Origin of the sequence: Aeromicrobium sp. 9AM (assembly GCF_902506105.1) — a bacterium.
Lineage (GTDB): Bacteria > Actinomycetota > Actinomycetes > Propionibacteriales > Nocardioidaceae > Aeromicrobium.
This window is the reverse complement of sequence record NZ_LR733304.1, coordinates 1,792,894-1,805,730: the sequence shown is the minus strand read 5'-3', so window position 1 is coordinate 1,805,730 and position 12,837 is coordinate 1,792,894. Positions and strand designations below refer to the sequence as shown.

Genomic DNA, 12,837 nt, shown 5'->3' with positions numbered 1-12,837 from the left:
GCGGTGCTACTGTCCGCGGCATGCGTGAGATGTACCCGCCGTTGGAACCGTACGAGTCGGGGCTGCTCGACGTCGGCGACGGCCAGCGGGTCCACTACGAGGTCTCGGGCAATCCGCAAGGCAAGCCCGCCGTCTACCTGCACGGCGGCCCGGGCGGCGCCTCGAGTCCTGAGCAGCGCCGGGTGTTCGACCCGGAGCGCTACCGCATCGTGCTGTTCGACCAGCGCGGCTGTGGCAACAGCGTGCCCCACGCCAGCGCCCCGGGGGCCGACCTGAGCGCCAACACCACGTGGCACCTCGTCGCCGACATCGAGGCGTTGCGCTCTCATCTCGGCATCAACAGGTGGCTGGTGTGTGGCGGTTCGTGGGGCTCTGCGCTGGCGCTGGCGTATGCCCAGAGGCATCCCGACCATGTGTCCGAGCTGGTGCTGCGCGGCATCTTCACGTTGCGCCGAAGCGAGATCGACTGGTTCTACGAGGGCGGTGCCGCGAACGTCTACCCAGACCTCTGGGAGGGCTTCGTCGCCCCGGTGCCCGAGGGCGAGCGCGGGCGGCTCGTCGAGGCGTACGCGCGCCTGCTCCACGATCCCGATCCGGCCGTCCACGTCCCGGCTGCCCGGGCGTGGGCCCGGTGGGAGTCCTCGGCCATCACGCTGCTGCCCGATCCCGAGCTGGTCGCGCACTTCACCGAGGACGCGTTCGCGGTGGCGTTCGCCCGGATCGAGAACCACTTCTTCATGAATGACGGCTGGTTCACCGACGGCCAGCTCATCGCTGACGCCCCGGGGCTCCGGGACATACCCGGCGTGATCATCCAGGGCCGCTACGACATGTGCACGCCGGCGACGACGGCCTGGGACCTGCATCGCGCGTGGCCGGAGGCCGAGCTCCGGATGATTCCCGACGCGGGCCACGCCTTCACCGAGCCAGGCATCCTCGACGCGATCATCGAGGCGACCGACCGGTTCGCCGCCGGCGCGTAGGGCTCAGAGGGCGGCTTCGTCGTCGGAGTCGCTGGGCTCGACGGCGTACGAGTGGCCCCGGTAGTCCGCACGCTCGGCCTCCGAGCGTGCGACAAACGCGTCGATCGATGCCGCGAAAGACTCGAGGGTGCGCTGCTCCGGCGGCCCGAGCAGGTAGGTCGCCAGCTGTGCGCGGGCGCCGGCAAGCACGTCGGGAGCCTGCTGCGTCACGACGTCGATGAACTCGGCGATGCCGCGGCCGTCACGCCCGATCGTCGTGCCCGCACCCGTGGACGGGTAGTCGGCCCGGAACGTCGCGTCGTCGTCGTCGGTGTGGTTGAACACGGCGTACGGCTTCTCGCTGGCGAGGAAGTCGCTGACGACGCTGGAGATGTCGGTGATGAGCGCGGAAGCGCGGTTGAACCACTCGTTGATCGAGCCACCCTTGATGACCCGGTGGTCGACGCCCGTACGCGCGGCCGCGTCGTCGAGGAGCCCGGCGATGCGGGCCAGGACCGCGCGGTACTTGGCGTCGCGCTGGCCCGTGAAGGGGTGTGCCTTGAACACGACGCGCACCGGCGGGTCGGCGGCCAGCAGCGCCTTGACCACCTGCACGCCGACGGCCGACACCGAGGAGTACTCCTGCTCGTGATTGACGCCCTCCCAGGTCGGCGCGTAGAGCACCGTCGGGACGGCCTCGTCGCCCAGCCGCGGCTCGCGGGAGATGCCGTGCACCTGCGGCCGGCCGACGAAGCGGTACTGGTCCTCGTGCACCCCGAGCTTGGACCGGCGGTAGCGGTCGGCGCCGGCCTCACCCGCGACCCACAGCTCGTCGTACGCGCGGGAGAACGGGTTGTTGGAGGCGCTCTTGTCGCTGTCGCCGTGCCCGATGAACGCGCTCATGAGCGTCGGCAGCCGCAGCAGGTGGATGTTGTTGCCGGTGTTGGACGGGTAGAGCGCGACCCGCGCCGACGAGAAGTCGAGCATCAGCAGCTCGCCGGGATCCTTGAGCTCGAGCGTCGGGATCGAGGTCGATGCGAGCCGGGTGAACAGCGGGTGGTCGCGCAGCACGATGAACACCCGGCGATCGAGCGCCTCGAGGCTCTCGAGCCACGTGTTGATCTGGTAGCCGGCCTCCGCGGGGCCGCTCAGGTGCACGACGACCTCGGGCTGGTAGTCGTCGAGGAACTCCTGGATCTGGCGCAGTGGTGCGGTGAACCCGGTGGCGCGCTTCTGCTGCCGCAGGGTCCACGAGGCGCGGGCGTCAGGAATCGTGACGGTCGCGAGCACCGCGATCGCCACGATGCCGGTGAGCAGGACCTGCAGCCACGGAGCGCCGAACAGCACAGGCGCGAGCACGAGGAGCTGCGTGACGACGACCTCGAGCGCGCGGCGTGGGGGAGCGTCGTGGATGCGCGGCGAGCCCGGGATGTTGCGGGTCTCCATGGGCTTGAGCGGGCCGACCCGGCGGTACTCCTGGTGCAGGGCCCGGGCGCAGAGCACCAGGACGTACGCCACGGCGACCGCCGCGAACGCGCGCACCGCGTTCTCGCCGTCGAGCTGGTCGCTCACCACAAGGCCGGCGAGGACGCGCAGGACGAATCGCATCGGGATCCCGAACTCGGCCTGGTCGAGGAGCTCGGACGACTGGGACGACCGCACCTCGAACGGGAGCTCGCCGATCACCGACAGGAGCAGGAACACCAGGGCGCCGATCTCGAGACCGAATACGGCGCACAGCAGGGCGAGGAAGAGGCAGCCGACCGAGAGCAGGAAGCCGGGGAGCTCCTCGGTCCGGCCCAATCGGGAGAATGCGGCCTGAGCAGCACGAACGGGCGAGACCATGCCGACGAAATTATCACGCGGGTCTGTGGCGTTCTCTGCGGTAACGTCATCGCGTGCCCCGCCCTCGGAGCCTTCGCATCCCTGCCGCGATCGCCCATCCCGTGCGCCTGTTGCCGCTGACGTTCCTGACGCTGATCCTGATCGGCACGATCCTGCTCCTGCTGCCGTTCGCGCGGTCCGGCGACGGCTCCGCGGGCTTCATGCCGGCGTTCTTCACGTCGGCGTCGGCGGTCACGGTCACGGGCCTGGCGACGGTCGACACCGGGACGTACTGGTCACCCGCCGGGCAGGGCATCATGCTGGCGCTCGTCGAGATCGGCGGCCTCGGCATCATCGCGTTGGCCACGGTGCTGGGCCTGTTCATCGGCGGTCGTCTCGGTCTGCGCACGCGCTTGGTCGCCCAGGCCGACATGCACGTCGTGAGCCTCGGTGAGGTGCGCCCGCTGTTTCGCCGCGTCGCGGTCACGATGTTGTTCTTCCAGTCGGTGACGGCTGCTGTGTTGACCATCCGCTACCGCGCGCACTACTTCGACGACCTGCCCACCGCCCTGTGGCACGGGGTGTTCGACTCCGTCATGGCGTTCAACAACGCCGGCTTCTCCCTCAACCGCGACAGCCTCACGAGCTATGCGGGCGACGGGCTGATCATCATCCCGATCTGCTTCGCGGTGTTCGTCGGCGCGATCGGCTTCCCGGTGCTCGCCGAGCTCTTCCAGGAGTGGCGTACGCCGGCCCGTTGGACGATCCACACGCGGTTGACGGTGTGGGGCTCGATCGGGCTGCTGCTGGTCGGCGCGATCGCGTTCCTCGCCCTGGAGTGGAGCAATCCCGACACGCTCGGCGGGTTGCCGCTCGGTCACAAGATCGTGTCGGGCATCGAGGGCGGGATCATGCCGCGCTCCGGCGGCCTCAACAGCTTCGACTGGGGATCGGTGCGGCCGGAGACCCTCAACATCGGCGTCGTCATGATGTTCATCGGCGGTGGCAGCGCGAGCACCGCCGGCGGCATCAAGATCACGACGTTCCTGCTGCTCGCGTACGTCATCCTGGCCGAGCTCCGGGGCGATCCGCACGTCACGATCGGCACCCGGTCGATCAGCTCCGCGGTCATCCGGTCGGCGCTGACGATCGCGCTCCTCGCGGTCATGCTCGTCTCGGTGACGACGTTGCTGATCATGCTCATGACCGACATCGAGTTCGATGCTGCGCTGTTCGAGAGCACCTCGGCGTTCGCCACCGTCGGCCTCAGCACCGGAATCACCCCAGATCTGCCTGCGGACGCCCAGATCGTGCTGATCGTCTTGATGTTCTTGGGCAGAGTGGGCACGATTACGGCTGCGTCCGCGTTCGTCCTCCGACAGCGCGTCCCCAGGTACCGCCTTCCCGAGGAGCAACCGATCATTGGCTAAGAGCGCAGACTCCCCGACCGCCCCCGTCCTCGTCATCGGCCTGGGGCGCTTCGGCTCGTCCGTCGCCAAGTCGCTCGTGCGTCTCGGCCACGAGGTGCTGGCGGTCGACGAGCGGCCCGACATCGTCCAGAAGTTCGCCGGGGAGTTCACGCACGTCGTCTCGGCCGACAGCACCGACACCGAGGCGCTGCGGCAGATCGGTGCCGAGCAGTTCCACCGGGCGGTCGTCGGCATCGGCACCGACATCGAGGCCAGCGTCCTCACGGTGCTGAGCCTGTCCGATCTCGGGGTCAAGGAGATCTGGGCCAAGGCCATCAGCGGCAAGCACGCCGCGATCCTCGAGCGGGTCGGGGCGACGCACGTCGTACGCCCGGAGTCCGACATGGGCAAGCGCGTCGCTCACCTCGTGACCGGCACGATGACCGACTACATCGAGTTCGACGACGGCTTCGCGATCGCCCGGACACGTACGCCCCAGGTGGCGTGCGCCAAGACCCTCGCCGAGTCGGCACTCCGCCAGAAGTACGGCATCACGGTCGTCGGCGTGAAGACCCGTGGTGAGGACTTCACCTACGCCCGGCCCGAGACCTCGATCTCGCACTCCGACGAGTTGATCGTGTCGGGCCCGACCCACAAGGTCGAGGCGTTCTGCGCCCTGCCCTGAGTCCGGTCGCGGACCAGCCTGCGCAGGGTTGAGACGGCGGCGGGCTGGCCGGCGAGCACTCCGCCGAGCACGAGCACGACGCCGAGGAGCTGGGCGGGTCCGAAGGCCTCGTGCATCACGGCGACACCCAGAGCCGTGCCCACGACCGGGTTGACCAGTCCGACGAGCGCGGTCGAGCCGGCCGGCATGCGGCTCAGCCCGTGGAACCAGCACACGTACGCCAACCCGGTGCCGATCGTGCCCAGGTAGACGTACGCCATGACGTTGGTGCCGTCCACGTGGGGCGGACGGCCCTCGACGAGCAGCGCGATCGGCACGAGCACGAGGCCGGCGGCCGTCAGCTGCCATCCGGTGACGGTGATGAGGTCTGTCGGACGCTCCCACCGCTTGACCAGGACGAATCCGATCCCGGAGACCAGCACCGCGCCGATCGCCGCCAGCAGGCCGATCGGGTCGATCGCCGCATCCGAGCGCAGCACCAGGAGCGCGACGCCGGCGACGCCGACGATGCCGCCGCCGATCCCGGCGATCGTGGCGCGTTCGCGGATCAGCACGGCGGCGATGAGCATGACCGCGAGGGGTGACATCGCGGTGACGGTGGAGGCGAGGCCGCCCGGCAGCCGGTACGCCGCGGTGAACAGGAGGGCGAAGAAGAGCCCCATGTTGCAGGTGCCCAGCACGAGCGACTTCCACCACCAGGAGCCGCGGGGGAGCTGGCCGCGGGCCGCGACGATGACCAGGCCGATCGGCAGCGCGCGGACCGCGGCGGAGAACAGGGGCCGGTCCGGCGGGAGGAAGTTCTCGGTGACGACGTACGTGCTGCCCCAAGCCACCGGAGCGACCACCGTGACAGCGGGTGTGCGCCAGGTCCACGAGTTAGTTTCCATGGAAGACATAATACCTTCCCAGGAAGATAATATGCAACCATGGACATCGTGGACCTGATCGTTGCGCAGTGGGAAGTCGAACGACCCGACATCGACGCGAGCCCGATGCACGTCATCGGGCGCATCTCGCGGCTCGCGGCCGACCTCGACCCGCTCCTGGCCCCGGTCTTCACCTCGCGTGGGCTCGGCGACGGGGAGTTCGACGTGCTGGCGACCCTCCGGCGCTCGGGCGAGCCGTTCGAGCTGTCGCCCGGCGACCTCGGCGCCTCGATGATGGTGACCTCCGGCGCCGTGACCAAGCGGGTCGACCGGCTGGAGCGGTCCGGGCTCGTCACGCGGCGCGTCAGCGAGGTCGACGCGCGCGCCCGGCTCATCAAGCTGACGGCCAAGGGACGCACGATCGTGGACGAGGCCGTCGTCGATCACGTCGCCAACGAGGAGCGGCTGCTGTCCGGGTTGAGTGCCGACGAGCGGGAGACACTGGCAGGTCTGTTGCGCAAGCTCGGAGAGTCGATCGACACGCTCGCCGGTCGGAATGCGGCCCCGGTTCAGCGGGGGTAACGTGCGCTGAGGGTCCCGCCAGGGGGGTGGGGTGAAGCCCCGCGGGAGACGGAGACCAACCGTGATCCACACCGCCGACAGCACGTTTCGGCTCGACGCCAACGCGGTCGACTACATCATCGTCGCGCTCTACTTCATGGTCGTGGTGGGCATCGGCCTGATGGCTCGCCGCCAGGTGTCGACGAGCCTCGACTTCTTCCTGTCCGGCCGGTCGCTGCCGGCGTGGGTGACGGGTCTGGCGTTCATCTCGGCCAACCTCGGCGCGGTCGAGATCATGGGCATGTCGGCCAACGGTGCCGAGTTCGGCATGGCGACGGTCCACTACTTCTGGGTCGGCGCCGTCCCGGCGATGCTGTTCCTCGGCATCGTGATGATGCCGTTCTACTACGGCTCGGGGGTCCGCAGCGTCCCGGAGTTCATGCGGAAACGGTTCGGCACCGGGGCCCACCTGGTCAACGCGATCAGCTTCGCCGTGGCGCAGCTGTTGATCGCCGGCATCAACCTCTACCTGCTCGCCACGATCGTCAACCGGCTGCTGGGCTGGCCTCTGTGGGTCTCCCTCGTCGCGGCTGCCGCGATCGTCCTGTCGTACACGGCTCTGGGCGGCCTGTCGGCGGCGATCTACAACGAGGTCCTGCAGTTCTTCGTCATCGTGGCCGCGCTGCTGCCGCTCACGATCGTCGCGTTGCACAAGGTCGGCGGCTGGGAGGGCATCAAGGACAAGGTCCAGCCCGGCCAGGAGCAGCTCTCGTCGTGGCCCGGCACGGACCTGACGGGCATCGACAGCCCGCTGCTCTCGGTCATCGGCATCATCTTCGGCCTGGGCTTCGTGCTCTCGTTCGGCTACTGGACGACCAACTTCGTCGAGGTGCAGCGTGCCATGGCGTCCGACTCGATCTCGGCGGCCAAGCGGGCACCGATCATCGGCGCGTTCCCCAAGATGTTCATCCCGTTCATCGTCATCATCCCGGGCGTGATCGCGGCGATCATCATCCCCAAGCTCGCCGACCTCAAGGAGACGGGCAAGGGCGACGTGAAGTACAACGACGCGATCTTGCTGCTCATGAAGGACCTGCTGCCCAACGGCATGCTCGGCATCGCGATCGCGGGGCTGCTCGCCTCGTTCATGGCCGGCATGGCCGCCAACATCTCGGCGTTCAACACCGTGTTCTCCTACGACCTGTGGCAGCAGTACGTCAAGAAGGACGAGGAGGATACCTACTACACGCGGGTCGGACGCATCGCGACGGTCGCGGCGACGCTCATCGCGATCGGCACGGCGGGCATCGCGTCCAACTACTCCAACCTGATGGACTATCTGCAGACCCTTTTCGGCTTCTTCAACGCCCCGTTGTTCGCGACGTTCATCCTCGGCATGTTCTGGAAGCGCATGACCGCTACCGCAGGCTGGACCGGCCTCGTGTCGGGCACGGTCGCCGCAGTGCTGGTCGCCTTCCTCAGCGAGGACACCTTCGGCTCGGCGAGCTGGGGAGTCCTGGGAGTCAGCGGTCAGGGCGCGAGCTTCGTGGCCGCCGGCGCGGCGTTCGTCGTCGACATCATCGTGAGCGTCGTGGTCACGAGCTTCACGCGGCCCAAGGCCGAGGAGGACCTCAAGGGCCTGGTCTACTCGCTGACGCCCAAGGAGTCCCTCGTCGATCCCGACGAGGTGCACCTCCCGTGGTGGCAGTCGCCACCCAAGCTCGCCGGCGTCGCCCTCGTGCTGGTCATCATCCTCAACGTGATCTTCTGGTAAGGAGCACCTCATGGCTGCCAACGGCAAACGTACGGTCGGGTTGTTCGACATCCGATTCATCATCGGCGGGCTGATCGGGCTCTACGGCGTGATCCTCACGTTCCTCGGAGTGTTCAACGCGAGCGACAAGGAGCTCGCCAAGGGCGACGGGCTCAACATCAACCTGTGGGCGGGCCTCGGGATGCTCGTCGTCGGCGTCGCATTCATGGCGTGGGCAAGGCTCCGCCCCGTCATCGTCCCCGACGACGCAGAGTCGACCGACGCTCCTTGAGCTTGTCGAAGGGACGCTCCAACTGGGTCCTTGAGCTTGTCGAAAGGACTCGCTTCGACTAGCTCAACGAGCGATGGTCAGGCTCCGGGCGAACGATCCTGGTGATTCCGCGCGAGGTTCGGTAGCGCGGCGTAGTCGCCGCGAATGAGGGCCTCACGCTTCGCGCGGGACCAGCCATGGAGCTTGCGTTCGACGCCCCACGCGTCGACGACGCTGGCGAACTCACATGCGTACACGAGCTTCACCGGAAGTCTTGCGCTGGTGTACGCGCCTCCCAGACCCTGCTGGTGCTGCCAGAGTCGAGACTCCAGGTTGCGGGTGCTGCCGACGTAGTAGGAACCGTCGGAGCACTCGAGGATGTAGACGTGGGCCATGAGGCTCAGGAAAGTCCGTTGCGGACCTGTCGTCACCCGGGATTTCCACAGGGTTCCTTTCGACAAGCTCAAGGAGCGAGTGGTCGGGTTCCTTTCGACAAGCTCAAGGGGCGAGTGGTCGGGTTCCTTTCGACAAGCTCAAGGGGCGCGGTCGGTTTCGGTGGACGCGTCACCGGTAACATTCGGGCGGTGACCACGCCTGACCTGACCCCGGCTCCCCACCGCTACACGAGCGCTCTCGCGGGCGAGATCGAGCAGCGGTGGCAGGACCGCTGGGCGGCTGACGGCACGTTCGAGGCGCCCAACCCCGTCGGCGACCTCGCCGGTGACGTCGCGGGCGACAAGTACTTCATCATGGACATGTTCCCGTACCCCTCGGGCGCGGGCCTCCACGTCGGTCACCCGCTGGGCTACATCGCGACGGATGTCGTCGGCCGCTACCGCCGTATGCGTGGCGACAACGTGCTGCACGCCCTGGGCTACGACGCATTCGGGCTGCCGGCTGAGATCCACGCCGTGCAGACCGGCGAGCACCCGCGCACCAACACCGAGTCCAACATCGCCAACATGCGCCGCCAGCTGCGCCGCCTCGGCCTGGCGCACGACCCGCGCCGCAGCTTCGCGACGATCGACCCCGACTTCATGCGGTGGACGCAGTGGATCTTCGTGCAGATCTTCGAGTCCTGGTACGACGAGGAGCAGGGCAGGGCGCGCCCGATCAGCGAGCTGCGTGCCGAGTACGAGTCGGGCGCCCGCACGGCGCCGGACGGTACGGCGTGGGGTGACCTCACGCCCATCGAGCGCAGCGTGCTGATCGACTCGGTCCGCCTGGCGTACGTCGACGAATCGCCGGTCAACTGGTGCCCGGGCCTCGGCACGGTGCTCGCCAACGAAGAGGTCACCGCCGAAGGACGCAGCGAGCGCGGCAACTTCCCGGTCTTCACCCGCAACCTCAGGCAGTGGAAGATGCGCATCACTGCCTACTCCGATCGCCTGATCGACGACCTGGACCGCATGGACTGGCCGGAGTCGGTCAAGAACATGCAGCGCAACTGGATCGGCCGCTCGCACGGCGCACGGATCAGCTTCCCGGTCGACGGGCTCGCAACCCCGATCGACGTGTTCACGACGCGGCCGGACACGATCTTCGGCGCGACCTACATGGTCCTGGCGCCCGAGCACGACCTCGTCGACCAGCTCACCGCCGAGGCTTGGCCCGACGACACGCCGCGGCCGTGGACCAACAGCGCGGAGACGCCGACGGAGGCCGTCGCGGCATACCGGGCCATGGCCGCGGCCAAGACCGACCTGGAGCGCCAGGAGAACAAGGAGAAGACCGGCGTCTTCACCGGCGCCTACGCGGTCAACCCGGTCAACGGTGCCGAGATCCCGGTGTTCATCGCCGACTACGTGCTCACGGGGTACGGCACCGGCGCGATCATGGCGGTGCCCGGCGGCGACGAGCGCGACCACGAGTTCGCCGAGACGTACGGGCTGCCGATCATCCACACGGTGCAGGCGCCCGAAGGGTTCGACGGCGGCGCCTGGACCGGTCAGGGCAAGGTCATCAACTCGGCCAACGACGAGCTCAGCCTCGACGGCATGGAGATCGACGAGGCCAAGGCCGCGGTCATCTCGTGGTTGCAGCTGCACGGCGCCGGCGAGGGCACCACGACGTATCGGTTGCGCGACTGGCTGTTCAGCCGTCAGCGCTACTGGGGCGAGCCGTTCCCGATCGTCTACGACGAGGCCGACCAGCCGATCGCGCTGCCGGACTCGATGCTGCCGGTCGAGCTGCCGGAGGTGCCGGACTACTCGCCCAAGACGTACGAGCCGGAGGACGCGGGCAGCAACCCCGAGCCGCCACTGGCCCGCGTGCCGGAGTGGGTCAACGTCGAGCTCGATCTCGGCGACGGGCCCAAGATGTACCGCCGCGAGACCAACACGATGCCCAACTGGGCCGGGTCGTCGTGGTACGAGCTGCGCTACACCGACCCGCACAACCCGGACCGGATCACGGATCCGGAGAACGAGCGCTACTGGCTCGGTCCTCGTGAGGCCGGCGACACCGGTGGCGTCGACCTCTACGTCGGCGGCGTCGAGCACGCCGTGCTGCACCTGCTGTATGCCCGATTCTGGCACAAGGTGCTGTTCGACCTCGGCCACGTCTCCAGCGAGGAGCCGTTCCGCAAGCTGTTCAACCAGGGCTACATCCAGGCGTACGCCTACACCGACGACCGGGGCTCGTACGTCCCGGCCGACCAGGTCGAGGAGAAGCTCGACGACGCGGGCCACCCGACATACTGGTTCAACGGCGCCCAGGTCAACCGCGAGTACGGAAAGATGGGCAAGAGCCTCAAGAACGTCGTGACGCCAGATGAGATGTACGACGCGTACGGCGCCGACACGTTCCGGGTCTACGAGATGTCGATGGGCCCGCTCGACGTGTCCCGTCCGTGGGAGACCCGTGCGGTCGTCGGCGCTCAGCGATTCCTGCAGCGCGTCTGGCGGCTGCTCGTCGACGAGGAGACGGGCGAGCTGCTCGCGGACAACTCCGAGCTGGACGCAGCGACGCTGCACGTCCTCAACGTCACGATCGACGGCGTCCGCGGCGACATGCATGACATGCGCTTCAACACCGCTGTCGCCAAGCTGATCGAGCTGACGAACCACCTGACCAAGGCCGGCGTACGCAGCCGGGCCGCCGTCGAGCCGCTCGTGCTGATGCTCGCGCCGCTCGCGCCGCACCTCGGTGAGGAGCTGTGGTCGCGGCTCGGACACGCCGAGTCGCTGACGCACGAGCCGTTCCCGGTCGCCGACCCGGCACACCTCACCTCGGCCTCGGTGACCTGCGTCGTGCAGGTGCTGGGCAAGGTGCGCGGCAAGATCGAGGTCAGCCCCGACATCTCGGACGAGGAGCTCACCGCGCTCGCGCTGGCCGAGCCCAACGTCGTACGGTCGATCGACGGCCGCGAGATCCGCAAGGTCATCGTGCGGGCACCCAAGCTCGTGAGCATCGTCGTCTGAAGCGCCTGCGCTCGCTCCGCTCACTCGCCCCGTGGTTGCGGGGCGAGGCAAGTACCATGCCGATCATGAGTCGCATCGCAGTCGTCACGGACTCGACGTCGTCGCTGTCGCGCGCCGACGCCGAGCGCGAGGAGATCTCGGTCGTGCCGCTGCAGGTCATCATCGGCGCCGAGACCTACACCGAAGGCGTCGACGTCACGGCCGACATGATCGCCGAGGCGCTCGCGTCCTTCGTGCCGGTCAGCACGTCTCGACCCACGCCGGACGACTTCCTGGCGGTCTACGAGCGGCTCGCTGCCGAGGGTGCCGAGGCGATCGTCTCGGTGCACCTCAGCGCCAAGATGTCCGGCACGCTCGACTCGGCGATCCTGGCCTCGAAGCAGGCCTCGGTGCCCGTGACCTGCATCGACTCGACGCAGGTGGGCATCGGGACCGGGTTCGCGGCCGGCCGCGCGGCCGCCGCACGCGACGCCGGCGAGGATGCGATCGGCGTGGCTGACGCGGCTCGTCGCGCCGGTGAGTCCTCGACGGTCCTGCTCTACGTCGACACCCTCGAGTACCTCAAGCGGGGCGGCCGCGTCGGCGCCGCAGCGGCCTTGATCGGCTCCGCGCTCGCGGTCAAGCCCATCCTCACGATCACCGACGGTCTCGTCGTGCCGCTCGAACGCGTACGCACGCAGGCCAAGGCGCTCGGCCGCCTCGAGGCGTTGGCCGTGGAGAAGGCCGGCTCCTGCGACAACGGCTTCGACATCGGCGTCCAACACCTCGCGAGCCTGCCCGTGGCAACGGCCGTCGCCGAGCGCCTCGCGGCGGCGCTGGGGATCGACGCGATCGGCGTCGACGAGGTCGGCGCGTCGATCGGCGCCCACGTCGGCCCCGGCATGATCTCCGTGACCGTCACCCCCCGCTGACCCGTCGACCGTCGAGCGGTGACTTAGCGCCCACGCCCCCCTCGGAGCGGTGACTTAGGGCCCAAGGCGCCGGCCCACGTGGGCCCTAACTCACCGCCCACGACGCGACGCGAGGTTTTCCACTGGGCGTACGACGTTCGCCGCCGTCCACAGCCGCTCTTCGACGGCACTCG

General features: G+C 68.6%; 11 protein-coding genes. 8 read left to right on the top strand and 3 right to left on the bottom strand.

The window, feature by feature from the left end:
- Nucleotides 1-20 precede the first annotated feature (20 nt).
- Entirely contained in the window at nucleotides 21-983 is a 963-nt protein-coding gene (gene pip, locus BOSE46_RS15255) for a prolyl aminopeptidase (protein ID WP_159541048.1), read from the top strand.
- Between the two features lie 3 nt (nucleotides 984-986).
- Here pip and BOSE46_RS15250 read toward each other — a convergent pair whose 3' ends face one another.
- Entirely contained in the window at nucleotides 987-2,807 is a 1,821-nt protein-coding gene (locus BOSE46_RS15250; protein WP_159541047.1) for a CDP-glycerol glycerophosphotransferase family protein, read from the bottom strand.
- Nucleotides 2,808-2,860: 53 nt separating this feature from the next.
- Here BOSE46_RS15250 and BOSE46_RS15245 point away from each other — a divergent pair, with 53 nt between their 5' ends.
- Entirely contained in the window at nucleotides 2,861-4,216 is a 1,356-nt protein-coding gene (locus tag BOSE46_RS15245; protein ID WP_236551766.1) for a TrkH family potassium uptake protein, read from the top strand.
- Nucleotides 4,209-4,880, top strand: a complete 672-nt coding sequence (locus BOSE46_RS15240; RefSeq protein WP_159541046.1) for a TrkA family potassium uptake protein — start codon at nucleotides 4,209-4,211, stop codon at nucleotides 4,878-4,880. Before BOSE46_RS15245 ends, BOSE46_RS15240 begins: the two co-directional genes overlap by 8 nt.
- On the opposite strand, the gene BOSE46_RS15235 is transcribed toward BOSE46_RS15240, so the two are convergent.
- Nucleotides 4,787-5,767 carry an EamA family transporter gene (locus tag BOSE46_RS15235; RefSeq protein ID WP_159541045.1) on the bottom strand — a complete coding sequence of 327 codons (981 nt, stop codon included), beginning with the start codon at nucleotides 5,765-5,767 and terminating at the stop codon, nucleotides 4,787-4,789. The genes BOSE46_RS15240 and BOSE46_RS15235 overlap by 94 nt on opposite strands.
- 39 nt (nucleotides 5,768-5,806) lie before the next feature.
- Here BOSE46_RS15235 and BOSE46_RS15230 point away from each other — a divergent pair, with 39 nt between their 5' ends.
- The 3 genes from BOSE46_RS15230 to BOSE46_RS15220 all read left to right on the top strand — a co-directional run bounded on the left by BOSE46_RS15230 (nucleotide 5,807) and on the right by BOSE46_RS15220 (nucleotide 8,352).
- Nucleotides 5,807-6,328 carry a MarR family winged helix-turn-helix transcriptional regulator gene (locus BOSE46_RS15230; RefSeq protein ID WP_159541044.1) on the top strand — a complete coding sequence of 174 codons (522 nt, stop codon included), beginning with the start codon at nucleotides 5,807-5,809 and terminating at the stop codon, nucleotides 6,326-6,328.
- A gap of 64 nt (nucleotides 6,329-6,392) precedes the next feature.
- Nucleotides 6,393-8,081 carry a sodium:solute symporter family protein gene (locus BOSE46_RS15225; protein WP_371415524.1) on the top strand — a complete coding sequence of 563 codons (1,689 nt, stop codon included), beginning with the start codon at nucleotides 6,393-6,395 and terminating at the stop codon, nucleotides 8,079-8,081.
- Between the two features lie 10 nt (nucleotides 8,082-8,091).
- The gene (locus tag BOSE46_RS15220) at nucleotides 8,092-8,352 is read left to right on the top strand and encodes a hypothetical protein (protein WP_159541043.1); all 261 of its coding nucleotides are present in this window, start codon (nucleotides 8,092-8,094) and stop codon (nucleotides 8,350-8,352) included.
- A gap of 77 nt (nucleotides 8,353-8,429) precedes the next feature.
- Here the strand turns inward: BOSE46_RS15220 and BOSE46_RS15215 are convergent, their stop codons facing one another.
- A complete protein-coding gene (locus tag BOSE46_RS15215) occupies nucleotides 8,430-8,726 on the bottom strand; it encodes a GIY-YIG nuclease family protein (protein ID WP_159541042.1) in 297 nt (98 codons plus the stop codon).
- 189 nt (nucleotides 8,727-8,915) lie between these two features.
- Between BOSE46_RS15215 and leuS the strand changes: the two genes are divergently transcribed.
- Nucleotides 8,916-11,753, top strand: a complete 2,838-nt coding sequence (gene leuS / locus BOSE46_RS15210; RefSeq protein WP_159541041.1) for a leucine--tRNA ligase — start codon at nucleotides 8,916-8,918, stop codon at nucleotides 11,751-11,753.
- Nucleotides 11,754-11,818: 65 nt separating this feature from the next.
- Nucleotides 11,819-12,664 (top strand): DegV family protein, encoded by an 846-nt coding sequence (locus tag BOSE46_RS15205; protein WP_236551764.1) that lies wholly within the window; start codon nucleotides 11,819-11,821, stop codon nucleotides 12,662-12,664.
- The last annotated feature ends 173 nt before the right edge of the window (nucleotides 12,665-12,837 follow it).

Excerpts from the sequence above, each read along its gene's own strand:
- pip (WP_159541048.1), top strand. The coding sequence starts at position 21 with ATGCGTGAGATGTACCCGCCGTTGGAACCGTACGAGTCGGGGCTGCTC.
- BOSE46_RS15250 (WP_159541047.1), bottom strand. The coding sequence starts at position 2,807 with ATGGTCTCGCCCGTTCGTGCTGCTCAGGCCGCATTCTCCCGATTGGGC.
- BOSE46_RS15235 (WP_159541045.1), bottom strand. The coding sequence starts at position 5,767 with ATGGAAACTAACTCGTGGACCTGGCGCACACCCGCTGTCACGGTGGTC.
- BOSE46_RS15230 (WP_159541044.1), top strand. The coding sequence starts at position 5,807 with ATGGACATCGTGGACCTGATCGTTGCGCAGTGGGAAGTCGAACGACCC.
- BOSE46_RS15220 (WP_159541043.1), top strand. The coding sequence starts at position 8,092 with ATGGCTGCCAACGGCAAACGTACGGTCGGGTTGTTCGACATCCGATTC.
- BOSE46_RS15215 (WP_159541042.1), bottom strand. The coding sequence starts at position 8,726 with ATGGCCCACGTCTACATCCTCGAGTGCTCCGACGGTTCCTACTACGTC.
- BOSE46_RS15205 (WP_236551764.1), top strand. The coding sequence starts at position 11,819 with ATGAGTCGCATCGCAGTCGTCACGGACTCGACGTCGTCGCTGTCGCGC.